Consider the following 23,943-nt stretch of genomic DNA (forward strand, 5'->3'; position numbering starts at 1 on the left):
TGGAAATCTTTTGCGCCTCGCGTTATGATAGAGATGAGCTGGGACTCCAGCTTGTCTTTTTTTGGCGACACAAAGAAATAAATTTCAGCTTCTTGCAGCATAGAATGAATTAAGAGCCTGCAAGCCCGAGCAGAACCAGCGTTTTACCACTACAAATAAGCGTCTTATTATACATAGAGTAGGATGAACCCTAATGAAAAGAGCCCGTATTATTTATAACCCTACTTCAGGCAGAGAGCTGTTTAAACGGCATCTTCCCGAGGTACTGATGAAACTTGAACAAGCAGGATACGAAACGTCCTGCCACGCCACTATAGCAGAAGGCGATGCCACACATGCAGCAGAAACCGCAGTTAAACGAGGCTATGACCTGGTCATTGCTGCTGGTGGAGACGGCACATTAAACGAGGTTGTTAATGGTATAGCAGAGAAACCCAATCGGCCCAAACTTGGGTTGATTCCTATGGGCACAACTAATGACTTTGCACGTGCGCTTCATATTCCGAGGGATATTGAAAAAGCAGTTGATATCATCTTAAAAGGCGACACGATTCCCGTTGACCTTGGACGAATGAACAATCGATATTTTATTAATATCGCAGGTGGAGGACGCATCACGGAATTAACGTATGAAGTACCAAGCAAGCTGAAAACCATGCTTGGCCAGCTGGCATATTACTTAAAGGGAATTGAAATGCTTCCATCCTTTAAGCCCTCAGATGTTCGAATTGAATATGACGGCAAGGTTTTTGAAGGAGAGGTTATGATTTTTCTAGTCGGACTCACGAATTCTGTGGGAGGCTTTGAAAAACTTGCGCCTGACTCTTCAATTAATGATGGACTCTTTACGCTATTGTTTTTAAAGAAAACAAATTTGGCGGAAACCATCCGCATTATTTCACTTGCTTTACGCGGTGAGCATCTTAATGATCCTCATCTTGTTTATGTGAAAGCAAATCATATAAAGGTAACAGCAAAAGAAAAAGTTCAGTTGAATTTAGACGGCGAATTTGGCGGTTTGCTTCCTGCAGAATTTCAAAACCTGTATCGTCACTTAACCGTATTTGCACCTCTTGACAAGCTGCGCAAAGAAGATCTTGTCGATGCGGATAAAACGGTGACCCTAAAAAACAGTTTACATGAGTAAGTTGGCAGGGCACTAGATTCAGTCCTGCCTCTACCCGAAAAAAAAAGACCTTTGAAGGTCTTTTTTTACTACTTATTGATAAAGCCACTCTACCGCATTATCCTGATCTGCAGCGAGTTCGCATTCTTTTATGGGAGTCCACTGGAATTGATAATGAAGGCCGCCATCTTCTCCGTCTCCATCAACCACATATTCCCATTCATCACTTGTTTCCGATGTGATTTCAAGGTGAAAAAAGTTACGTTCGTAATATTTTTCCCTGTCTTCTGCATAGTACATGTACTTATGCAGTTTCCCCTGAAGCTGAAGCTCGTCCCGTTTTAGACCGGATTCTTCCTCTACTTCACGGTAGAGTGCATCAATCAAAAGTTCAGTGTCCTCAACGGTTCCACCAGGCACCTGCAAACCTGCCTCCGGGTAATCACGATGAGTGAAGACCAGCAATTCTTTTTGGCCTCCTTGTTCGCGTGTAATATAGGCAAGTACTTTTCTTTTAACCATTGGTGACTGTCTCATACTCATTCTCCTTTTTAGAATTTTTAGAATAGATAGAATATTTTATATATTTTACACAATTAGATAATGAAAATCAAATCAATAATCCCGAAACATTCTAGTGTGTATTAATATACCCTTGATCAGACATGTGTAAACCTTTTAGAAAATCGCAGAAGACATCAAGATGTGCTAAAATGAAAGGCACGATTAAACGAAAGACTTGTGAAAAGGAAGAGTAGAATGTCAAAAAAACAAACAGTAGATCTGCCTGTAAAGAAAAATGATCTTATAGACGTTAAAATAGAAGATTTAACACATGAAGGCCATGGAGTCGGGAAAGTGGATGGCTATCCTCTTTTTATTCCTAATGCACTCCCTGGTGAACGCATTCAAGTGAAAGTGGTTAAGACTGCTAAAAATTATGGATTTGGACGGGTGATGGAATGGCATCAGCTAAGTGAGGACCGGGTTGAGCCTCCTTGTCCGGTTTATGACCGGTGCGGAGGCTGCCAGCTTCAGCACGTAAGCTATGAAGGGCAGCTCGCCGCCAAGCAAAAGCAGGTACAGGACGTTATGAGCCGGATCGGCAAGCTGCCTCATGTGCCGGTTCATCCAACCTTAGGCATGCAGGATCCTTGGCGATACCGCAACAAAAGCCAGATCCCGGTTGGTTTAAGCGAAGGCCGTGTGATCACAGGTTTTTATGCAAAACGGAGTCATGAAATTGTCGATGTGAATCAATGCATCATTCAGGATCAGGTGAGTGATCAGGTGATGCAGATTGTAAAGGAAAAAGCCAATGAACTTGGAATTCAGCCCTATGATGAAGCTCGTCACAAAGGCGTGCTGCGTCATGTGGTCATCCGCCGGGGCCGCAAGTCAGGTGAAGTCATGGTTGTGCTTGTCACCAGAACAAAAGATATTCCTTACGTATCTGATTTGATCGGTGTGTTAAGGGAACAAATCGAAGGACTTACTTCCATTATTCAAAACATCAATTCTAAAAAAACGAACGTGATCATGGGAGAGAGCAGCAAAGTGCTGTGGGGTAGCGAAGTTATTTATGATTCAATAGGTGATATTCGTTTTGCCATTTCTGCCCACAGTTTTTATCAAATTAACCCTCTGCAAACAGAGGTGTTGTATAAGAAAGCGCTGGAATACGCTCAATTAACTGGAGAGGAAACAGTTGTGGATGCCTATTGCGGAATTGGAACCATTTCTCTCTTCTTAGCCCAAAAAGCCAAAAAAGTCTACGGTGTGGAAATTGTAGAGCAGGCGATTGAAGATGCAAGGAAAAATGCCGAATTAAACGGTATTCACAATGCTGAATTCGAAGCAGGCCCTGCAGAAGTCGTTATACCCGCGTGGCATAAAGAAGGCAAGAAAGCAGACGTCATTGTGGTAGACCCGCCGCGTAAAGGCTGCGACGAAGCGCTTCTTCAAACCATTCTGGAAATGAAACCAAAACGGGTTGTCTATGTTTCCTGTAACCCGGGAACACTTGCCCGCGATCTTCGGGTGCTTGAAGACGGAGGATACGAAACTACTCAGGTGCAGCCGGTGGATATGTTTCCGCAGACGAGTCACGTGGAGTGCGTCTCGCAACTCATTTTAAAAGAAGGCAACTAACCCTTATGGGTGTTGCCTTTTTTGTATATTCAAACGGATAAAAAGTTGTAGTGAATTCGAATCTCATTGTCTTTATTGCAGGTTACCTTCTCAACCAACGTATGCAATAGTTGAGGTGTTAAATCTTTCAAAAAGAGAAACTCTTTTAATTTAGTGCCTAGGTCTACGGCATAGTCTCTCATCTCATCTTTCATCACAAAATTAAGTGTATTGAAATTGATTGAGTAAGACATAGCAATGAACCCTAATATTGCAAAATCTTTTGTTGATTCAATATCCTCTTCATTTACAATTAATGATTGCATTGTAGAACTTTGTAATAGGGGTCCCTTAGTAGTATCTTAAATAAAAATATCCTGAAATTTTGTAGATCATGAATAGGTTTCTAAAAAGTTTTGAGATGAGTAGGAACAAAATATCTAGAAATAAATTAGTGAAAGACAACGAAAATGTTATAATGGTAGTAATTAACATCAATGGGGGGCTAGAGGGGATGGATACTACTTTTAACCAAAATCCAATTACTATATATGAAAAGGAACAACTTGAGCATATTAATAAATGGAAAAATGAAGAACCTAGCGTATTAAACCAAGCGTATGGAGCTGTTTTAAAACCAGTCTCGTGGGTTGTAGAAAAAGTTGTACCGGAGATGGCTATTCAAGGATTACTAGATGGGGCCAATGAGGTAGGGAGATATTTTGCTGATACAAAAGACTTACTTAGGGATGGGCAAGTTTTAAAAATTCAGGATTTGAAGTATAAAGACTTGGAACTGTCTGATCAATTAGCGGATGATGTTCATAATTGGGCAATAGGGTTGGCTACTACCGAGGGAGGTGTCGCAGGCTTTTTTGGTTTGCCAGGAACCCTAGTAGATGTACCTGCAATTATAACTTTCGCATTAAGGACAATACATAAAATTGGTCTATGCTATGGTTATGATTGTAAAAATGAGCAAGATAAAAAATTTGTATTAGGAATATTAGCAGCATCAGGTGCCAATAGTGTAGAAGAAAAAACAGCCGCTATATTAGCCTTAAAATCAATTCAAAATACAATCGCAAAACAAACTTGGAAAAAAATGGCCGGAATAGCAACTCATCAACCATTTGGACGAGAAGCTGCAATTTTAGCAGTTAAAAATCTTGCTAAACAACTAGGAATAAATATATCAAAGCGTAAGGCCTTACAAGCTATCCCATTTATTGGTGCCTTTGTGGGAGCATCTTCAAATGGCTGGTATATTAAAGATGTCGGTTGGGCTGCAAGAAGAGCTTTTCAAGAGAGATGGTTAATAGAGAATGAAAAGATAATTAATATTTAAGTTGCTAGACAATAATAAAAGCATTCTAAAGAAAACAATTGGCTATAATGCTATGATGATGCTATATAAAGATTTATATTTTATAGGTTTTAAAAATGGAACATTGACACAAGATTTTTTTATGACTTACCTTGAAAAGTTAAAGATCCTCAATGGCAAGGTGAGTTCTAGTAATTTTGAAGCTAGTGGACTCCAGTCTTCTAAAAATTTGTATCTAAAATTTAAAGAACTAATATTTGATGGGAAAAATTAATACTATTACATATCCTGAAAATGGATTAGGAGTACTCTTGGCTTGTTTATGTTAGTTAATTTTTTTATCATACTTTTAATATAAAGTAGGAAGTAACTCTTAGTAGTTCTCCTTTTATCTTTTCTTATTTATTATAAGTATTAACACCAGGATTTTTATTTAATATATTTATGCAAAGAATAGCTTTTGCTCTTATCTATTGAAAAATATTAAGGCACAAAGTAAATTTCTTGCTATCAAAAATAATACACCTTACTAAAAAGCAGGGTGTATTATTTTTTTCTATGATGATTTTATTGCATAAAATTTTTTCTGTAAAATTCCAATTATTATCTGAATAAATATAAGACTAAAATTCATTTCTATGAAATATATTAATTATTTAACTACTTTTTGGACCATATGCTAAATAGTCGTAAATCCTGAATAGTCTCCTTAAATTAGTTCCTAAGAGACCTTTAGAATCAACCATCTCTATATGTAAATTAAGAACTTGCCTCAATTCCTCTAGATCGATTTTATTTTCTCCAAGTATAGGTATGTGAAAAAATTTATCTTCTAAATCTTTAAATCCCCTATATACCTCATCGACGGTATTGAATTGCCACAATACAAATGATGGATCTTTAATTTTTTTAAGATGTTGTTCTGTAAGAAAGTTTTTAAATTTCATATTTCTTTTTTTTTACAATTTTATGATCAAGAGTTTGTATATCATCTATGGTTGAATATTTAATAAATCTATTAACTGGTAATTGATGATCTGTTTTTAATTTTTCTGGCAATGTTTCTTTTAAGAGTTCATCATAGTCATATCTGAATCTATCGTTATTAGCAATTATTTCGGTTAATAACTCTTTTCTAGTATAAGTTGCATAACCTGATGATGAATGCCGTAATTTACTTGTTTTAACAAAATCCGTGGTTTCAATAACACCTTGAACTTGTTCTGCAAAATGATCAATTCCAAAACCAACTACAAATTCAACGTTGTCATTGTGTTTGCCATCATATTCTACAACTTGTATCTTACCGTTTGGGTCGTTATGTTTTACTAATTCATACATTTCTGATTTCATCTGTCTTAATTTCTTAGTACTGAATTTTCTTTTTACATTACCAGAACATGCTGACATCCGTGAAAATCAGAAGTTTGATTAGTATACGATTGATGATTTATGCAGCTAATTAAAAAAAGTCTATCTTCAAAGCATTCACTTAATATGGTGGATGCTTTTTTTGTAAATTCATGTAATCGTACATAGATGATGGTGAAGGACCATAAATTTTATGAGTGGGAAGTACAGTATAGTTCAGGAAGGTGATCGGTTGAAAAAGCTAAATCCGGAAAAGTTAACTGTTGAATTCAGCTCGGGTGTAACGATGACTGAACCGGTAATCGGCCGTAAGTATACATTAACTCATTCCGACATCACTGCAGACCTTTTTCTTATAGTTGGTCTGCAGTTTGCTTTTGAAAAGGTCAATGCCATGAGGGATGAAGTGCTTGCAGAATGGAAAATGGCTGATGGATTTCCATTTCTATACGTATATGTTTATATAGATGGGGAGTTTGGTCCGGCAGTTACTGCTGTGCGGGATGCGGTTTTCAGGCGGGAGCTGCCTCTGGCTTTAGAGGCAATCAGATATGGAGATAGAAAATTCTTTGCAGTACATTCAGCATTAGACAATGCACCCATTTGGATTCATTTTGATTCAACAAATCCACTGTACGACAAGTTTGAGTACTGGGGTACTCCTGGTGATTATAAGTAATTTGTTTAAACGAACTATTTAACAAAACTGCGGAGAAATCTTTCAAGTAGTGATTGTATAAATCCAGTAATTGTCCGTCCTTATCGTGTGAAATTTCATAATAGATAATCTTCACTATTTTATATTGTGTATAAGTTCTTCCTTGTGTTAAAGTGTCAAAACAAACTTCATATGAATTCCTTATATAACTATGGTGATATGGACCATAAGTCTCTACCTGGCAGCCTTAAATTGCCGGACTATAAGGAAAGTCATTCTATACATGAAAAGTGTATGGGGCTTTCTTTATATTTGGAGAAAGTCGCATACACTTTTTTATTTTTTCCTAATAGTGGTCTGACATCATACGACTATATAGAAATATAAGCAATGATTGAAGTGAACACAACAATGGGAGGTAACTTGTTTTGAATTTTATTTATGCCGTTTTTTCTTTAATGGGTGTTCTATTTCTGGCCTGGCTATGGAGCAGCAAACGTTCTGCGATTAATTGGCGCATAGTCCTTACAGGGATTATGATTGAATTTTTGCTTGTTTTGTTCGTTTTGAAGATTCCATTTGGACAAGCCATCCTGAATAATGCGGCGCTCGGTGTTCAGAAGGTGATCGATTATAGCACGGAAGGAATCATGTTCGTCTTCGGAGGTTTTTATGAAGAAGGGACTAATATCACGTTCGTTTTTGCAATTAATGTCCTGGGTGCGATCATTTTTATTTCAGCGCTCATTTCTGCTCTTTATTATTTACGCCTCATTCCCTTCTTTGTGAAATATATCGGAATTGGACTTGGCAGGATTTTAGGTACAACAAAGGTGGAATCGTTCAATGCGATTGGCAATTCCTTTTTAGGCTTAGTGGAAGCCCCGCTTTTGATCAAACCTTATCTTATAAAGTTGACCCGGTCAGAGGTTTTTGCTGTGATGGTTGGAGGAACCGCGTCGGCAAGCGGGGCAATACTGATAGGGTATTCCTTAATGGGAATTGATATGAAGCTACTGCTTCTTTCCGTTTTCAGTGTGCCGCTCGTTTCCCTCGTCATTGCCAAAATAATGGAGCCTGAAACAGAGGAATCGCAGACAAATGGTGATATCTCGTTAGGAAAGACTACGCATACCAATATATTTGAAGCAATTGCAGACGGTGCGTTGAACGGAACAAGGCTCGCCATTAATATTGGGGGTCTGCTGATCGCCTTTATTGGAATCCTGGCATTAATTAACGGTCTGCTTGGTCTGCTCAACACAGAGCTTTCCACCATTTTTGGCTATATTTTCTATCCTTTGGCGGTACTGATCGGCATTCCGATGGATGAAGCATTCAAGGCAGCCTCCATTATTGGTACCAAGCTTTCAGTTAATGAGTTTGTTGCATTCAGCGAGCTGTCGTCAGTCATGGATGAACTATCACCAAAGACAGTGGCCATTTTAACCGTTGCGCTTTGCAACTTCGCCAACCTGTCCTCCATTGGACAATTAATTGTTGGATTAGGTTCCCTCGAGCCCAGCCAACAAAAAACTGTATCCAAATTAAGCTTCAAAGCAATTGTGGCAGGAACCCTGGCAAGCTTTATTACAGCTATTATTGTCAGCATCTTTATATAAGAATCATATCGATCTATCGCTTATGAGACTACTTTATTATCCAGGATTACACCGAAACATATGATTGTCGCTCTATATGGCGAGTTGAGATAAAATCATTGTCTGGCTTATTTGGTAAGAGAGATTAAATGTTTAGCTGAAGATTTTATTTGAAAACACGATTTCAGCAGTCATTATATTTTTGACAATGTAAGATACAAACAAGTTCACATATTGGTGAAAGCAGATTGTAAGAAATAAAGTTACTAAGAGTAGCTAAAGAAGAAAAGATTGACAAGTGTAAGGATCAGCAATTATGATCGAAGTAATTAAATAGCATTCCTAAAGGGGAGTAGCTTTTACAGCACAGTCGTCAATACAGAGTTTCTTACTCTCGGCTATGTTGGCAACGAACATTGTTAGCAAGACCTTTACTGTTATGGTAAAGGTTAAGATTATAGAAAACCTTTGCCGTTTGCGGTGAAGGTTTTTTCTTTTTTCAAATAGTTTGAATCAAAAAAACCACCAGATCTTGAATATGGAGAAATAGTTTAACTCAAGCCGCTTAATTCATTAAAGACACAAACTTTTTAAGGAGGAGATTGATTTGACTTATTTATGGCTGCTGATTGGCTTTGTGCTCTTAATTAAAGGAGCGGATTACTTTGTTAAAGGCGCCTCAAGCATTGCGACTGCTTTGAGGGTTTCCCCTCTACTGGTGGGTTTAACAATTGTCGCATTCGGAACCAGTTCACCTGAAGCAACGGTTAGTATGGTTGCTGCATTTGAAGGAAATGCAGGTGTAGCAATTGGAAATGTGATCGGAAGTAATATCTTTAATATTACATTTGTTGTAGGTCTGACGGCTTTTTTATTTCCATTAAAAGTGGAAAATGAAACAATCAGAAAGGAAATACCGTTCACCCTATTAGCGGGGGTGGCCTTATTAATCTTAGTAAGTGATGTATTTTTGCAATCAGTCAGTGCAAATTTCATTACAAGAAGCGACGGGTTAATTTTATTAGTGTTTTTTGCAGTGTTTTTGTACTACATATTTGAAGTGGCAAGGCGGGATAGGAAAAAACAAGCAAGCGTCTCTGTAGATGCAGAAGGGACCTTCGTGGGGAAAGAATATCTTGTTTACGATCGCTGGTCTCGCTGCCATAATAGTTGGTGGAGATTTAGTTGTAAATGGAGCGACTGAAATTGCTATTTCACTTGGTATGAGTGAAACGCTGGTTGGGTTGACCATCATCGCAATTGGTACTTCACTACCCGAGTTAATTACTTCGGTGACCGCTGCGATTAAAAAGGAAAGTGAAATTGCACTTGGAAATATTGTGGGGAGCAACATTTTTAATATCTTCTTTGTACTTGGAGCGGCTTCTGTCATTTCCCCGCTCGCGGTCGATAGTAAGATATTTGTCGACGTCTTTGTCATGCTTATACTCACGATTGTACTGCTTGTTTTCTCGAGGACCAATTTTAAAATTGGTAAAGTAGAGGGAAGTATTCTTGCTGCTTTCTATATTCTGTATATGATTTATATTATTATCAGGAATTAAATAGTTAAAACTAGTTGATAGAAAAGGGTAAATAAACTATTATTATAGTATTAGTTAAAGAGTTACAACTAGCGCTCCAAGTGAGCATATACACTCCAAAGGGGAGTAGCTTAAAGTTACAGTCGACATAACCGTGATTTTGATCACCGGCTTAACTGGCAACACGCACGTTGCTTGCAAGACCTTTGCCAAATTGGTGAAGGGATCTATATGAGGATTCAGACCTTTACCAAGTAAAATTGGTAAAGGTCTTTTTATTTTAACAGGAGGCGAAAACGATCTGAACTTTAACTTATAAATAATCGAAATCAATTACACTTTCAAATTAAAAAGGAGAAAACAGGATAACATGGACGCAGACAGTTGAAGGAAACTCTTCATTTCATTAACATTTCTAATGGTGGTTAACTTATACATTGTCACGATTATTACGTTAGATAGTAAACAGCCGCCCAGAAGCATTCCGATCTTTGCTCAATCCAGTCAAATTGTAAACAATTTTGAATCAAATCTATTTAAATAAGCTGGTTTGAAAGACCGTCAGCTGGTTCAGGAAAGCTGTAAGAGCAGGCAGATACAGAGGGGAGCATTCATTTTTAAATGGCGCTTCCTTTTTGTGTGCCACCAGATAAGTACTTACTATCACTTTACAAGCTGGTCAAAAAGATCTCAACGAGAAACATAAGTGTTTAGAAAAAAACATACGATAAGATGAAGTTTTAAGCTGCTTCTGAAAAAATTTACAAGAATAATGTAGAATTTGTATTTTTAGCGTTGCTATAATAAAGACATGAAAAGTGCAGCCTTACTGATCCAGTATCTTCTTCTATTTTTTTATAGAGAGGAATAAATCCCACAGGGGTAATGCATGAAGAAACTAGGAGGCGTATTACTCACTTTACTAAAGGCAGGTGTGCGTTTGTGACATTTGAGATGTGGAGTCCATTTCACTACTTATTTATCATCAGTCCATTTTTACTTGTTATAGGATTTGCCTTCCTTTTTAAAAGGTGTGATGAGAAAACGCTGCGGATGACTGGTATATATTTGTCTTTGATTGGCATTGCCCTTTTAATCGGACGTAACATAGAAATTTACTTTAAGACAGAACAACTCAATCCTGAAATGATTCCTCTGCAGATTTGTCACTTAGCTAATTTCTTTTTGTTTTTTGCATTTTTGCTTAAAAACAACGTTTTATTTTCGACTGCTTTTTGTTTTAATCTGCCAGCTGCTTTTTTAAGCATCGTGTTTGCTGACAGTCTGACAAACTATTCGACCATTCTTAATTGGCAGGGAATGGCCTATATTTGGGGTCACGCACTCATTGTAGGCGTTGTTTTATGGGCTTATTTTAATGGTATGATCCACTTGGATTTTAAAATATTGCGGAGAACTGTGTGGGTGGTAACTGGCATGTTTTTCATTTCGATTGTCGTTAACAACTTGTTTATGAAATGGATGCCTGGTTTTACATCAAATTACTTTTACACAACCATCCCCCAGAGTGGAACGCCCTTGGAGCTTCTTTACAATATGGGTGAAAAAACAACGATACTCGGTTTGCAATTCAACCCCATTTACATCTTGCTTCTTCTCTGTGTCGGACTTTCAGTCGTTTTTCTGTTTTATGGGCTTTATTTATTTCTGAATAAAGTAAGGAAAGTAAAAAGCAGTGTTTACCGTCTGAAAGCTTCATAAACGCATAAGTCAAGCTTGACATAAAGCGAAGTGAACGAATGAAAAAGATCTCCATGATCTGCTGAGCCTCGAAATACGATTCACCGTTTGTCCTTCTTCTTCCCCTTATATACTAAAAGAAGTATAATTTTCCAGAACCCTTATTAATCCTCACACACCATTCCTATCAATTGTTTGATAACGTTCTATTCTTCACCTTATAAGGATCTTTAATAGAATCGAAAAAATAGCATTCATAAAATCAAGTAAGTTGGACAAATTTTTTCGTTTCGTCCGTCTGTAATGGCGATCCTTTTTTAATATGGGGTATTCTTTCTCGAGGTCTTTCATGAGGCAGCTCACTCCTATTTGTAAATTTATGTTTATTATATACTAGTTGAGATTGAAATCACAATCCACTTCAGAACATTAAGAAAATTTAAAGATAAAGGCGGCGGCTTACGTCAATGAGAAATCGGGCAGCGGTAATATTGGTTCAAAAATCAAAAATTGCGCTTATTAAACGAGTGCGGGATGGAGAGGTGTATTACGTTTTTCCTGGAGGTGGAATCAAAGAGGGGGAAACATCACGGATGGCTGCCAAAAGGGAAGCGCTCGAAGAATTAGGTGTGACGGTTCACATTAAACAATGTTTAGCTGAAATCGAATGGAACGGCACCCAAAGCTATTATGCAGCAGAGAGTATAGGAGGGACATTTGGAACAGGAGAAGGCAAGGAATACACCGACACAAAACGTGATCGGGGGACCTATTTGCCGGTATGGATTCCAATAAAGGAACTTTTAGCCTTGGATGTACGTCCAAAAGAAGCTGTAATGAAAATCGTGTCTCATTATTCGTCAAAAGCAGGGGAGTAGAGGGCGACACACGTAACGGTTTGAAAAAACAGTTTAAAAAATCATCGGGTTGTGAAAGAATATAAAGAGAAAAATGGCTTGCTTCACAAATAAACACTAGAGAAAAGAAGGTTTTAATTTTGGATAACAATGATATACTAATTCGTCTGCGATATGCGCTCGATATAAAAAATACCGATATGGTGAAAATTTTTGAACTAGGGGGCGTGACTCTCACGAAAGAAGAAGTGGGGAAAGTTTTAACGAAAGCGCCTGATGAGGATGAACCGGCAGAAGACGACAACAGGATCCCTTGTTCAAATGACATGCTGGAGTCGTTTTTAAATGGCTTCATTACATTTAAAAGAGGCCCGCAAAAAGATCAGTCCGGGCAGCCTGTTAAACCGGACCGATCGATCAAAAATCATGCAAGTGTTAACAATGTGCTGCTGAAAAAACTAAAAATCGCATTATCTCTCACAAGTGAAGAGATGATTGATGTGTTGGATGAAGCGGGTGTTCGGATTACAAAAGGTGAGCTGAGTGCCATTTTACGAAAAGAAGGACAGCGAAACTACAAGGAATGTGGTGACCGCTACGCGCGGAATTTCTTAAAAGGGCTGTCGCTTCGTTATAGGGATCAGTAATTAAAGAAGGGCTTCACGCTGACTAGACTAACGACTGGATCTAGAAAAAAGAGAACCTGTTACTTTCATTTGCAGGTAATTGCTTTTCGATTGGCTGGATGTGAGCCGACTTTTAAGAAAATAGGCAAAAAATCTCCACAGTATAGATGATGAGGCTGGGGCAGAACTGTGAAAGTTGTATTGATTGTGTTTTTTTAAATAGTAAATTTGAGGTGAACGGAGCGGAAGGTGGCGACTCCTGCAGGATATGACGGCAAGCTGAGACTCCGCAGGACAAAGCCCTAAGGAGGCTCAAGCTCCCGTCCCGGCGGAAAGCGTCCGCCGAAAGCGCAGAGAACCGGTTTGATGAGGTTGAGACATTTGTCCCAATCTCATCTTTTTTATATATTGTGTTTTTTTAATGTCTCTTTATTGAATAGCAGTGTGTCTTTTTTGCATCGAATGAAGCAGCTCATCTGAATCCGCTGCCTTTTTGACATTGGTAATGACGAAGCCGCTTTTTGGGAAGGTCGGCATCCGCTCGAGGCTGTAAGACAAATCCTGTTCAGGTACGTCATAGGAAATGTTTTGAGCAAAGTATTTGAAAAAGGCACGCATGACATAGACAGTCAGCCATTCGCCGGCACAGCGGTGACCGATATGATGGTCTCCGCCTCCTTGAGGAATAAAGGCAAAGGGACTTCCCTGCCAGTCTTTAAAGCGCTCGGGAAGAAATGTCTCTGCCTGTTCCCAGCTGTCAGGATGGCGGTTTGTCCCGAATATGTCCAGAATCACAAGCGTGTCTTTTTTAAATGTATAATCGTGCCAAGTGAAATCTTTCTTTACCTTAGCTGCCATTGCGGGAACAAATGGGTAATAGCGTCGAACTTCTTGTGAAAACATATGACTGTATCGATCCTCGTCGGCAGCGATTTTTTGTCTTGTTTCAGGATGTTCGTGCATAGCCAGTGCTCCAAACACAAGAAAATTAGCCGTCGCGATTAACGGTCGGAAGGCGTTGCTCAGTTCCACAGCTGCAGTATGCAAGTCGAACGGTTTGCCTTTCTCATCGCGGTGGTGAGCGATCGTGTAGACTGCTGTATTTTCCGGTGGGTTATACTTGCCCTTCCGTACAGATTTGATGATTTTTTGCAGCCATTCTTCATGACTGTCTCTTGCTTTTTTACCATCACGGAAACGGGACAGAGAGCCGCCGAATGAATCGACCATCGCAACAACTTCATCTGTACGCTGCTGTACTTCTCCCTCTGCAAGCGGCACTCCAGCCCATTCGCAGCCAGCTCTAGTCAGAATTTCCTGCATCTGATCCAATACTGCAACACCATCTTGTGACTGCCACTCGCCGGCTTTTGCATCCAAATGCTTTAGTGCGAGGTCCACCAAATCTTCCACACGTTCTGGTGTAAACATTGAAAGGAACATCCGTTTTCTGTTTTTATGAGGTTCCCCGTCAAGTCCATGCAGGCTTCCTTCACCGAATAAAGAAAGCTTCAACGGCTTTGGCATGGCACCCTTGCGTTTAAATAAATCGTTATTATAAAAAACCTCAGCAGCTTCTTCTCCAGCAATGCAAATGGCTTTTTGGCCCAGTATACGGGTTTTAAAGATATCGGATTGCATTTCCTTGCGCTGATTGGGCAAAAAATGAAACCCTTCTTTGATTAGCGATAAAGAATTGTCTATGCCTTTTGCACGGGGAATGGGTGTCTTGACCTTCATTGCTTCAGCTCCTTTTATTTGTTTTCTCCAGTTTCATTCTGTATGGCTAATAATGCTCTGTTTTCATCTTTTACCCTGCCATGTTTCATTAAAACGTTCACGAATTAGGATAAAATGACAAATGCGGCAGATTTCAAAGGAAATCTGCCGCATCACTGCCTTATCTTTCGGTTGGCTGCTCCAGTTCGTGCAGTCTGTCGTAGGATTCGAGCAGTTGATCGGGCACCAGGGTTCTCCCGTATTGCCAGGCGTTTTGTTCAATTACACTCATAAGCTGCTCTTTTTCATCGTCTTCACCGTAAAGAAGCGTCCGTACATCATGCTTATTCTTTTTGAAATCCAAATAATAACCAATTTCATGATATAAAAGAAGTTTTATAAGATTTTCATCTGATTCTCTCAGCTTGTAATCTACTTTTGCTTTATAACCGTTCACTTTTAAATAATTAAATTTAATAGTCTGGGTTGAAACGTTATAGCTCATAGGAACAGAAAGCTTGTTATCAAAATCACAACTGATATCCAGGTTATGCTTTTGCAGCGTAGTAGTAATGATTTCTTGTATATTCCATATATAGAGCATGTTTTATTCACATCCTTTAAAAAGAATCTTCTATTTAATGTCTACGTTTATGCTACAAGAATAGCATCGAAGGCAGGTTTGTGAAAAGGAATAAACACTAATGGGATGCCAGAGTGCTGACTTATGTTTAGTTGATGCCTGCGCGGGAAGTAAAAGGGTACTAAGTATTTAGGAGGAATTTTGAAATGAGTAAAACAATTTTCATCACCGGTGCAGGTACTGGACTGGCAAGAGGTGCAGCACTTGGACTAGCGAAAAATGGACACCGTGTCATCGCGACGACAGAACTGACCGCTCAAAAAACGGATCTTATGCTTGAAGCAGAAAAGCAGGGATTAGATATAGAAGTTTTCAAGCTTGATATAACGAATCAGCGGGATCTTGCACAAATAGAAAACTATGATTTTGATGTTTTCGTTGCAAATGCTGCGATTAATGAAGGAGGACCATTGGGCGAAGTGCCGATGGATCGTTTTCGTGCTCTATTTGAAGTGAATGTTTTTGCCACTCTTGAAACCGCTCAGCTAGCAGCCCGCAAGTTCGTGAAAAAGGGAAAAGGAAAGATCATCTTTATTAGTTCAATGGCGGGCATTATGGCAACGCCTTATGTCGGACCGTACACAGCGACTAAACATGCTCTTGAGGGAATTGCGCAGACAATGAAAGCAGAACTTGAAGAATTTGGCGTTCAGGTAGCGACCATTAATCCAGGTCCATATGCAACAGGTTTTAACGACCGCAGCGCAGAGGAAAAGTGGAAGTGGTTTAATAGAGAATTAAACTATACGAGTGTAGAAGACATGGAGAAGCAGGAAGAAGGATTAAAAGACCAATTTGATCCTGAGGATATGATTCAAAAAATGATCGAGATTATTCCTGCAGATCATCACAATTTCCGTACAGCTTATCCTGAACAAACCGAGAAGCAAATGAAAGAAACAGAAAAAGAGCGGTGGGAAATGAAAATTTAATAAAGCCTGCTATGCCTGTATGATCATAACTTTCTCTGATCATACAGGCATTTTTTAGTTGAATGATCAATATGACCCATTACGTTTCCCGGGATAAATGATACTGTAAAGAAGAGCTAACTAGCAGAATTTATCGTTTATTGTAGATAAAAAATCGAGTATAGACAAAATAGTTTAATTTTTTCAAATATACAAAAAATGATAGTATATAAACAGGGAGGAGGAAATCTGTTGGAACCATTAAATTCTTTGAGGAGTTTGGCTGATATTATTATTGCGCTTGATACGACCACTATTATTGATATATCGGATATTAATGGGTCCATTATTTACGCAAATGATAAATTTTGCGAAATTTCAAAATATAATAGAAATGAAATACTGTCAAAAAACCATCGAATTTTTAATGCTGACTACCATCCAAAAGAATTTTTTTCAGAACTCTGGAAAACGGTTCAATGCGGGAAGATATGGAAGGGTGAGATAAAAAATAAATGCAAAGATGGCTCCTATTACTGGACGGACAATACAATCGTCCCATTTTTAAATGAAGAAGGGAAGTCGTACCAATACGTTACGATCCGGAAGGACATAACAAAACGTAAACAAACTGAAGATACGCTCAAAAAAACCTTAATGAAACTCGATACCTCTAATAAAGAACTATCGGACATCAAGTTCGCGCTAGATGAGTCTTCGATTATTGCGATGACTGACAAAAAAGGAACCATTACCTATGTAAACGATACGTTTTGTGCCATTTCGAAGTACGAGCGCGAAGAATTAATTGGACAGGACCACCGCATCTTAAATTCCTCTTATCACACTCAAGGGTTCTTTAGGAATCTTTGGAAAACGATTGGTCAGGGGGAAATCTGGAGAGGTGAGATCAAGAACAAAGCAAAGGACGGCAGCTATTATTGGGTGTACACGACCATCGTGCCTTTCTTGAATGAAAATGAAAAACCGTATAAGTATGTTGCGATTCGAAATGATATCACGGAGCAGAAAAAAGCGGAGGAATTATTGCTGAGAAGCGAAAAGCTGTCAGCGATCGGTGAGCTTGCTGCAGGTGTTGCACATGAGATTCGCAATCCGCTTACGACCTTAAAAGGATTTACTGCATTTTTAATGGAAGCAGAAACTGATTACAAAAAGCAATTATACTTAAAGTTATTACTTGAAGAAATAGAAAGAATCAATTTTATAGTTGGCGAATTTATGGTGCTTGCGAAGCCTCAGGCAATCGAACTTAAAATGAAGCCGCTCATCCCGATTATTGAAAGAGTTCGAACCTTTTTAAAGTCAGAAATGAATTTACATAATGTTTCTATCCTGCTCGATGTACATGATGAAACCATTGAAGTAGAGTGTGAAGAAAATCAAATGAAGCAAGTATTTCTTAACATATTAAAAAATGCGATCGAAGCGATGCCAGATGGCGGTAATATTCACATCGAAGTTGAAGTAAAAGGCGATAGTGTTGAAATCATCGTGCGCGATGAAGGAACGGGAATTCCAAATGAAATTATAAAAAAAATTGGCGATCCTTTCTTTTCAACAAAGGAAACCGGCAATGGACTTGGCATGATGGTATGTTTTACGATTATAAAAAATCATCATGGCTCCATGGTGATTGACAGTAAGGTGAATGAGGGAACGATGATACGTATAACACTGCCGTATACTTCCTGAATACGGTTAGGTTTAAAAAGGGGAGAATGTTGTGCCAGAAAACAAGGCTGAGTTAAATAGAATGATCTCAGAGAGCAGCAGCCAGGCAGATTTTTCGGGTGTCGTTTATCTGAAGCAGGGGAAAGAGATCCTTTCTGAAACAGTTAGGGGGTATGCAAATCGGGCAGAGCAACGGCTAAATACCGTTTACACACGATTTGGAATCGCATCAGGTTGTAAGCTGTTTACATCTATAGGTATTTGCCAGCTTGTTGAAGAAGAAATTATCTCTTTTAAAACGCCTATAAGTCAATGCTTAGATAGGAGTTTTCCAAACTTTGATGAGGATATAACGATTCATCATTTATTGACCCATACATCCGGAATACCCGATTACTTTGATGAAGAAGAGATGGACGATTATGAGGAACTGTGGGAAAATCTCCCTGTCTACAAGATGAAAGGATTAAAAGACTTCTTACCCCTTTTTCAAGACAAACACATGATGTTTCCGGCAGGTGAGAGATTTCATTATAATAATGCCGGTTATATTATATTAGGGTTAATCATCGAACAGCAAACAGGGCTGCGTTTCACTGAATACATAGAATCGAAGATATTTAAGAAATGTGGCATGTACGATTCAGGCTATTTTTCAATGGATCAGCTGCCCGCCAATACAGCATTGGGCTATATTGATGATCATGAAAACGGAACATGGAGAACAAATCATTACTCCGTTCCTATAAAAGGCGGGGCAGATGGGGGAGCTTATACAACTGCACCTGACATGATGAAGTTTTGGGAAGCCTTATTACAAAACGAGTTGCTGAGTGAAGAGATGACTAAAACACTTCTGCATCCGCACGTAGATGTAAAGGCGGAAGTGAAATACGGGTACGGGATATGGATGAATGAAAAGAACGGCTCCATTTTCAAACTTCATGTGATGGGCTATGACCCTGGTATTAGTTTTTGTTCATCTGTATACCCACAATCTAATAGTAAGCTGGTCATCCTGTCGAATAAAGAAGATGGTCCGAGGAATGTTACACTTGCGATTGAAAATGAATGTATGAAAAGCACTGGCAAACGTTTCTGATGCACTCTCTCCCCATAGTGTGACCCCGCCTCTTCCAAACGATGCCGTTTCTGTGGTATTCTATTGAGAGGACTTCGATGTCGCACTTGATTTCGAAAAGGATTATATTCGCGTAATGACACAATGTAATCATAAAGCATACCAATTTAAATAGGGTGAGAAGATGAGTAAACCAAAGAAAAAAAGCGGAACTGGCAGCGGAACCGGAAAAAAAGGATGGAATCGCTGGCAGGCCGGGGCAAAAAAAGCGAAAAGCTTTAAGCCTTATAAGAGTAAAGGAACAAAAAATCAGCCAAATCCGTCTGAAGAATAGCCAGTTGAATGGTAGCAGTCATCTTAAAATAGGTCGTGACAATAATTTTATAGCATAGGTAAAAAGCATAGCCCATTTTTGCGGCTATGCTTTTTCATCTTTCAAAGGCCCTTCTGCGTTTAAAAACTATAACTTCCATAACTTCACGTCTTTCCCGACTTTCGGTTGAGTCAATGCTCCTTTAATATCCATGATGATTCCTTTTTGGTCCTTCAGCAAATCTGTAAAGTACGTTTCAGGAAGCTCGGTGAAAAGTTCATGAGGCACAGCTAAAATAACGGCATTTGCTTTATCCAATTCTTCCAGTTTGCGCAAGTCGATCTCGAAACCATCTTTAAATTGTCCCACGCTCACATGAGGATCGCAAACCTGAACCCGGATGCCCAAATTCTGCAGCAATTCTGCAATTTCTAGCGCTTTCGAATTACGGATGTCCGGTATATTCTGCTTAAATGTGATGCCCAACAGGGTGACGGTGAGATCCTTGGTATTCATTTTTTGCATTACGACCTGTTCTAAAAGAGACTTAACAATGTATTCGGGCATATAATCATTTACTTCTCTTGCAGCACATAAAAAATGGGGTTGATATCCAGCAGCTTTTGCTTTGTATATCAAATAATATGGATCAACGCCGATGCAGTGACCACCCACAAGGCCGGGATAAAAGGGCAGGAAGTTCCACTTTGTACTGGCTGCTTCAAGGGCTTCGAAAGTATCAATCTCTAATTCTCTAAAGATCATCGCAATTTCATTCATTAACGCAATATTTATGTCACGCTGCGTATTTTCAATGATTTTTGCTGCTTCAGCCACTTTTAAGGAAGACGCCTTATAAACATCTGCATCGATGACGCTTTGGTAATACGCATGAATGGTTTCAAGCGTCTTTTCATCCTGTGCGGCGACTACCTTATTAATAGAAGTAAAGGTATGCTCCTGATCACCTGGATTTATTCGTTCCGGCGAATAGCCTACAAAAAAATCTTTTCCAGCAGTCCGTCCGGAGACTTCTTCTAAAAGGGGAATACATACTTCTTCAGTTGCTCCAGGATAAACCGTCGATTCATAAACAATAATCACACCATCAGCCATAATTTTTCCAAGTGTACGGGAGACTTCTTTTAAATGAGTCAAATCGGGTTCATTAGTAGATGTAATGGGGGTAGGGACAGCAACAATAATGAGATGACATGTGCCTAATTTTTCTGCGTCAGCTGTAAAGTGAATGGCTGCGCTTTTTAATTCTGCAGAGGACAGTTCGCCAGTTGCATCATGACCTTGCTTCAGTGCGTTAATTCTTGAGACGTTCACATCATACCCAATGACTTCGTATTTCCTCGAAAAACCAACTGCTACCGGCAGCCCCACATAACCTAAACCAACAACAGCAACACGTCTTTTTTCATGAGATGCTTTCTTACTTTCTTGATTCTTCCTATTAGTTGAATGAGGCATAATGTAATTCCTTTCATAAAAAACAATGATACTACTTTTTATATGCATTTTTATAAAGGGAGTTACAAGATCGGCTGAAAAGGGGCAGATCAAATAAGCTTCGTTTTAATGAAATCGTCACCGATATTCAGTAAGGCAATAGAATAAATAGATACAAATTCATATTTAAAGGAGCAGGCGGATGATTCCCTTAATGAATGTGAAAGAGCAATTTGCTTCTATACAAAGTGAGATCCTGAAAGCGATGAAAGAAGTCACAGAAAGCGGCAGTTATATATTAGGACCGAAAGTGGATGAGTTGGAAAAGAATATAGCGCAAAAACTGGGTGTCTCCTCTGCAGTCGCTGTGGGGAATGGAACCGATGCGTTAATTTTAACCCTAGAGGCTTATGGTATTGGAAAAGGAGACGAGGTGATTACTTCTCCGTTTACTTTTTTTGCCTCAGGAGAAGCGATCTCGAGAGTCGGAGCCATTCCTGTCTTCGCTGATGTAAATCCAGATACGTATACTTTATGTCCAGATAAAATAAAAGCAAAATTGACTAAGCGAACAAAAGCAATCATCCCCGTACACTTATTTGGCCAATGTGCAGATATGTTAGCCATCAACGAACTTGCAAACAAGCACAACTTACTTGTAATCGAAGATGCATGTCAGGCATTCGGAGCGAAGCAGGGTGGAAAACCGGCGGGAAGCTTGGGTGATGCAGGCTGCTTTTCTTTCTTTCCAACAAAAAATCTTGGAACTTTAGGGGATGGAGGAATCATTACAACCTCTGATCCATTACTCGCAGAAAAACTGCGCTCATTACGTGTTCATGGAAGCAATAAGAAATATTTTCATCAGGAAATCGGTTACAATAGCCGGTTAGATGAGCTGCACGCTGCCGTTTTACTTATTTGTCTAAAAAATATAGACAATTGGAATCTCAAGAGAACAAAAATAGCTGAAATTTACGATCTCATGCTAAAAACAATCCCCTCTATAAAAGCACCTCACGCAGCTCAAAATAATCATCATGTCTATCATCTATACTGCATCCAATCCAATAAGCGTGATCTCATCGCGAAACTCCTGCAACAAAATGCTATTCAAAGCGGCATCTACTATCCTTGCTGTCTTCATTTGCAGCAGGCATATACTCATTTAGGGCATCAAAAAGGAGATTTCCCTGTTGCTGAGCGATTGAGCGAAACGCTGCTGGCTATTCCGCTTCATCCGTTTATGCTCAAAGAAGATCACCTTAAAATAGTGAACGTTTTCCTAAATAATAAAGAGGTTTTCTCATGTTGAGAATTGGTGTAATCGGCTGCGGTTATATTTCAAAGAAGCATTTAGATACTTTGCTTCGAATGGACAGAGTGGAATTGGGTGCAGTCAGTGACGTTCAGCAAAGCCGAATGCAGGCAGCCTGTGATTATTATAGAAAATATAAAACACCGTCTAGTCCTATACAGCAGCACAGCAACTATTCGGAGCTTATTCAAAATAAAGAGATCGATATCGTCCTAATTGCAGTAATTTCCGGTCTCCATGCACAAATTGCCAAGGAAGCGTTAAAGGCAGGGAAGCATGTCATTATTGAAAAACCCCTGGCTCTTTCTATTCAAGAATCAGACGAAATTATTTCTTTATCCGCTTCGAAAAATAAGCGTGTGCTAGTTTGTCATCAACTGCGCTTTCGACCTCTATTATCGAGAATCAAAGAGATCATCGATTTTGGGTTTCTTGGAAAGCCATGTATGGGAAGCGTCAATGTCAGAATTAATCGTTCAGAGGACTATTATCAGGCAGCAGCCTGGAGAGGGAGCTGGGATCAGGACGGCGGGATGCTGATCAATCAGGGAATTCATATGGTAGACCTTTTAATCTGGCTTCTTGGGGACGTGCAAAGCGTTTATGGAGATATCGCTTCAGTCCACTCCCACAAAGAAACAGAAGATGTTGCAGCTGGGATTCTACACTTCACAAACCAGGCGAAAGGCGTGATCGAAGTGAATTCCATTACAAAGCCTTCAAATCAAGGGTACTCCCTTTCACTTTTTTTTGAAAAAGGATCCATTACGCTCGGCGGGAAAGGCTTTGATCAACTGGAACACTGCTTTATTGAAAACCAGGAATCTTTAGTGAAAGAGCTTGAGCTGCTATGTGCCAAAAAAGATGAACATTTCATTATGTATCAGCATTTTATAAATGCCGTTGAAGACCGTGTGGACATTCTCAGAATGGATGCGGCAGAAGGGAAAAAAGCCTTAGAAGCCATCTTTGCTCTCTATCAATCCAGCAAAACCGGATTGCCAGTTCAGCTTCCATTAGTTCTTTTTTCCACCGCTTCAATGGCAGCCCCAAAAAGGAAGGAGGATTCAAATGATTGATCAAACTGCACAAATTGGGGACAGAGTTGTGATTGGTGAAAACGTAGTAATCGAAGAAAACGTGAAAATAGGCAGTGATGTCGTCATAGGTCATCATGTTGTCATAAAAAAGGATACTGTTATCGGAGACCATGTCCACATTCACGACTTGACCTCATTGGGAAGGTCTCCAGCTGGAAACAAGAAAATGGCAAGAAAACCACCTGTTGATCTTTCTCCGCTAATCATCCACCCTCACTCAATCATTGGAAGTAATTGCGTGATATACCGCGGCACCATCTTATATGAAGGAGTTCTCGTCGGCGACCTTGCCAGCATCAGAGAAAATGTCCGTGTTGGCAATGATACGATCATCGGCAGAAACGCCGTCGTTGAAAACAAAACCCAAATTGGAGAAAGAGTAACGATTCAAACGGGCTCTTATATTACAGCGGATATGATCATAGAAGACGATGTCTTTATCGGACCCTGTTTTTCTTCCTCTAATGACAAGTATATGGGGAAAGGAAACTATCCTCATCAGGGGCCTATTATCAAAAGAGGCGCAAAAATCGGGAATAACGCAACATTGCTTCCTGCTATCACAATTGGGGCAGAATCCATCGTTGGAGCCGGTGCAGTTGTTACAAAAGACGTAGCAGAGAAAGAAACGGTTGCAGGAAATCCCGCAAAACCATTGAAGAGGACTTAAAAAAATTAAACAATGCTGATTTCTGGCATTGTTTTTTTATGCGTAGGGCAGATTAAGGGCTTATTAAGAAAAGCGATTTAGGATGGATGAGTAG

General features: G+C 39.3%; 20 protein-coding genes, 1 pseudogene and 1 riboswitch. Of the genes and pseudogenes, 16 read left to right on the forward strand and 5 right to left on the reverse strand.

Features of this window, described 5'->3' with window-relative positions:
• The first annotated feature begins 193 nt into the window (after nt 1-193).
• Nucleotides 194-1,147, forward strand: coding sequence for a diacylglycerol kinase (locus KR50_RS11195; protein WP_052477015.1), 954 nt, complete (start codon nt 194-196; stop codon nt 1,145-1,147).
• Nucleotides 1,148-1,219: 72 nt separating this feature from the next.
• On the opposite strand, the gene KR50_RS11200 is transcribed toward KR50_RS11195, so the two are convergent.
• Nucleotides 1,220-1,663: an NUDIX hydrolase gene (locus KR50_RS11200; RefSeq protein ID WP_041058445.1), complete on the reverse strand. Its 444-nt coding sequence runs from the start codon at nt 1,661-1,663 to the stop codon at nt 1,220-1,222.
• Nucleotides 1,664-1,885: 222 nt separating this feature from the next.
• Here KR50_RS11200 and rlmD point away from each other — a divergent pair, with 222 nt between their 5' ends.
• Entirely contained in the window at nt 1,886-3,277 is a 1,392-nt protein-coding gene (gene rlmD / locus KR50_RS11205; RefSeq protein ID WP_041058447.1) for a 23S rRNA (uracil(1939)-C(5))-methyltransferase RlmD, read from the forward strand.
• A gap of 493 nt (nt 3,278-3,770) precedes the next feature.
• Nucleotides 3,771-4,604, forward strand: a complete 834-nt coding sequence (locus tag KR50_RS11215) for an EcsC family protein (RefSeq protein WP_156969513.1) — start codon at nt 3,771-3,773, stop codon at nt 4,602-4,604.
• A gap of 915 nt (nt 4,605-5,519) precedes the next feature.
• Here the strand turns inward: KR50_RS11215 and KR50_RS11230 are convergent.
• A complete protein-coding gene (locus KR50_RS11230; protein ID WP_041058454.1) occupies nt 5,520-5,936 on the reverse strand; it encodes a hypothetical protein in 417 nt (138 codons plus the stop codon).
• Nucleotides 5,937-6,186: 250 nt separating this feature from the next.
• On the opposite strand from KR50_RS11230, the gene KR50_RS11235 reads away from it, so the two are divergent.
• The 6 genes and pseudogenes from KR50_RS11235 to KR50_RS11260 all read left to right on the forward strand — a co-directional run bounded on the left by KR50_RS11235 (nt 6,187) and on the right by KR50_RS11260 (nt 12,962).
• Nucleotides 6,187-6,633: a staygreen family protein gene (locus KR50_RS11235; protein WP_041058456.1), complete on the forward strand. Its 447-nt coding sequence runs from the start codon at nt 6,187-6,189 to the stop codon at nt 6,631-6,633.
• 160 nt (nt 6,634-6,793) lie between these two features.
• Nucleotides 6,794-6,895: riboswitch (purine riboswitch) on the forward strand.
• A 145-nt stretch (nt 6,896-7,040) separates the two neighbouring features.
• Nucleotides 7,041-8,234, forward strand: a complete 1,194-nt coding sequence (locus tag KR50_RS11240) for a NupC/NupG family nucleoside CNT transporter (RefSeq protein WP_041058458.1) — start codon at nt 7,041-7,043, stop codon at nt 8,232-8,234.
• 586 nt (nt 8,235-8,820) lie between these two features.
• Nucleotides 8,821-9,778, forward strand: a pseudogene (locus tag KR50_RS11245) (calcium/sodium antiporter).
• A 921-nt stretch (nt 9,779-10,699) separates the two neighbouring features.
• Nucleotides 10,700-11,479, forward strand: coding sequence for a TMEM164 family acyltransferase (locus tag KR50_RS11250; RefSeq protein ID WP_041058460.1), 780 nt, complete (start codon nt 10,700-10,702; stop codon nt 11,477-11,479).
• Between the two features lie 446 nt (nt 11,480-11,925).
• Entirely contained in the window at nt 11,926-12,336 is a 411-nt protein-coding gene (locus KR50_RS11255) for an NUDIX hydrolase (RefSeq protein WP_041058462.1), read from the forward strand.
• Between the two features lie 119 nt (nt 12,337-12,455).
• Nucleotides 12,456-12,962 carry a YehS family protein gene (locus KR50_RS11260; protein WP_041058464.1) on the forward strand — a complete coding sequence of 169 codons (507 nt, stop codon included), beginning with the start codon at nt 12,456-12,458 and terminating at the stop codon, nt 12,960-12,962.
• A gap of 408 nt (nt 12,963-13,370) precedes the next feature.
• Here KR50_RS11260 and KR50_RS11265 read toward each other — a convergent pair whose 3' ends face one another.
• Together KR50_RS11265 and KR50_RS11270 are read right to left on the reverse strand one after the other, a co-directional pair.
• Entirely contained in the window at nt 13,371-14,681 is a 1,311-nt protein-coding gene (locus KR50_RS11265; RefSeq protein ID WP_041058466.1) for a cytochrome P450, read from the reverse strand.
• 160 nt (nt 14,682-14,841) lie between these two features.
• On the reverse strand, nt 14,842-15,264 hold the full coding sequence (locus KR50_RS11270; protein WP_041058468.1) for a hypothetical protein: 423 nt from the start codon (nt 15,262-15,264) through the stop codon (nt 14,842-14,844).
• 185 nt (nt 15,265-15,449) lie between these two features.
• On the opposite strand from KR50_RS11270, the gene KR50_RS11275 reads away from it, so the two are divergent.
• From KR50_RS11275 to KR50_RS18295, 4 genes are all read left to right on the forward strand, one after another.
• On the forward strand, nt 15,450-16,235 hold the full coding sequence (locus tag KR50_RS11275; protein ID WP_041058470.1) for an SDR family oxidoreductase: 786 nt from the start codon (nt 15,450-15,452) through the stop codon (nt 16,233-16,235).
• A 231-nt stretch (nt 16,236-16,466) separates the two neighbouring features.
• A complete protein-coding gene (locus KR50_RS11280) occupies nt 16,467-17,930 on the forward strand; it encodes a PAS domain-containing sensor histidine kinase (RefSeq protein WP_052477017.1) in 1,464 nt (487 codons plus the stop codon).
• A 61-nt stretch (nt 17,931-17,991) separates the two neighbouring features.
• Complete coding sequence (locus tag KR50_RS11285) at nt 17,992-19,011, forward strand: serine hydrolase domain-containing protein (protein WP_408606154.1); 1,020 nt, start codon at nt 17,992-17,994, stop codon at nt 19,009-19,011.
• A gap of 163 nt (nt 19,012-19,174) precedes the next feature.
• On the forward strand, nt 19,175-19,324 hold the full coding sequence (locus tag KR50_RS18295; RefSeq protein ID WP_084215573.1) for a DUF3934 family protein: 150 nt from the start codon (nt 19,175-19,177) through the stop codon (nt 19,322-19,324).
• Between the two features lie 126 nt (nt 19,325-19,450).
• Here the strand turns inward: KR50_RS18295 and KR50_RS11290 are convergent, their stop codons facing one another.
• Nucleotides 19,451-20,782, reverse strand: coding sequence for a nucleotide sugar dehydrogenase (locus tag KR50_RS11290; protein WP_052477022.1), 1,332 nt, complete (start codon nt 20,780-20,782; stop codon nt 19,451-19,453).
• 181 nt (nt 20,783-20,963) lie between these two features.
• On the opposite strand from KR50_RS11290, the gene KR50_RS11295 reads away from it, so the two are divergent.
• Genes KR50_RS11295 through KR50_RS11305 form a run of 3 tightly spaced genes read left to right on the forward strand, consistent with a single transcriptional unit; the run spans nt 20,964 to nt 23,849 of the window.
• Nucleotides 20,964-22,076, forward strand: coding sequence for a DegT/DnrJ/EryC1/StrS family aminotransferase (locus KR50_RS11295; protein ID WP_041058471.1), 1,113 nt, complete (start codon nt 20,964-20,966; stop codon nt 22,074-22,076).
• The gene (locus KR50_RS11300) at nt 22,070-23,158 is read left to right on the forward strand and encodes a Gfo/Idh/MocA family protein (protein WP_041058473.1); all 1,089 of its coding nucleotides are present in this window, start codon (nt 22,070-22,072) and stop codon (nt 23,156-23,158) included. The genes KR50_RS11295 and KR50_RS11300 overlap by 7 nt, the downstream gene beginning before the upstream one ends.
• Entirely contained in the window at nt 23,151-23,849 is a 699-nt protein-coding gene (locus KR50_RS11305; protein WP_041058475.1) for an N-acetyltransferase, read from the forward strand. The genes KR50_RS11300 and KR50_RS11305 overlap by 8 nt, the downstream gene beginning before the upstream one ends.
• The last annotated feature ends 94 nt before the right edge of the window (nt 23,850-23,943 follow it).

The sequence above is a fragment of the Jeotgalibacillus campisalis genome, assembly GCF_000829515.1.
GTDB classification, from domain to species: domain Bacteria; phylum Bacillota; class Bacilli; order Bacillales; family Jeotgalibacillaceae; genus Jeotgalibacillus; species Jeotgalibacillus campisalis.

Bases quoted from the DNA above. Each gene is read 5' to 3' on its own strand.
- KR50_RS11195 (WP_052477015.1), top strand. From the start codon at position 194: ATGAAAAGAGCCCGTATTATTTATAACCCTACTTCAGGCAGAGAGCTG.
- KR50_RS11270 (WP_041058468.1), bottom strand. From the start codon at position 15,264: ATGCTCTATATATGGAATATACAAGAAATCATTACTACTACGCTGCAA.
- KR50_RS11295 (WP_041058471.1), top strand. From the start codon at position 20,964: ATGATTCCCTTAATGAATGTGAAAGAGCAATTTGCTTCTATACAAAGT.
- KR50_RS11215 (WP_156969513.1), top strand. From the start codon at position 3,771: ATGGATACTACTTTTAACCAAAATCCAATTACTATATATGAAAAGGAA.
- KR50_RS11290 (WP_052477022.1), bottom strand. From the start codon at position 20,782: ATGCCTCATTCAACTAATAGGAAGAATCAAGAAAGTAAGAAAGCATCT.
- rlmD (WP_041058447.1), top strand. From the start codon at position 1,886: ATGTCAAAAAAACAAACAGTAGATCTGCCTGTAAAGAAAAATGATCTT.
- KR50_RS11300 (WP_041058473.1), top strand. From the start codon at position 22,070: ATGTTGAGAATTGGTGTAATCGGCTGCGGTTATATTTCAAAGAAGCAT.
- KR50_RS11230 (WP_041058454.1), bottom strand. From the start codon at position 5,936: ATGAAATCAGAAATGTATGAATTAGTAAAACATAACGACCCAAACGGT.
- KR50_RS11255 (WP_041058462.1), top strand. From the start codon at position 11,926: ATGAGAAATCGGGCAGCGGTAATATTGGTTCAAAAATCAAAAATTGCG.
- KR50_RS11200 (WP_041058445.1), bottom strand. From the start codon at position 1,663: ATGAGACAGTCACCAATGGTTAAAAGAAAAGTACTTGCCTATATTACA.
- KR50_RS18295 (WP_084215573.1), top strand. From the start codon at position 19,175: ATGAGTAAACCAAAGAAAAAAAGCGGAACTGGCAGCGGAACCGGAAAA.
- KR50_RS11285 (WP_408606154.1), top strand. From the start codon at position 17,992: ATGATCTCAGAGAGCAGCAGCCAGGCAGATTTTTCGGGTGTCGTTTAT.
- KR50_RS11275 (WP_041058470.1), top strand. From the start codon at position 15,450: ATGAGTAAAACAATTTTCATCACCGGTGCAGGTACTGGACTGGCAAGA.
- KR50_RS11305 (WP_041058475.1), top strand. From the start codon at position 23,151: ATGATTGATCAAACTGCACAAATTGGGGACAGAGTTGTGATTGGTGAA.
- KR50_RS11265 (WP_041058466.1), bottom strand. From the start codon at position 14,681: ATGAAGGTCAAGACACCCATTCCCCGTGCAAAAGGCATAGACAATTCT.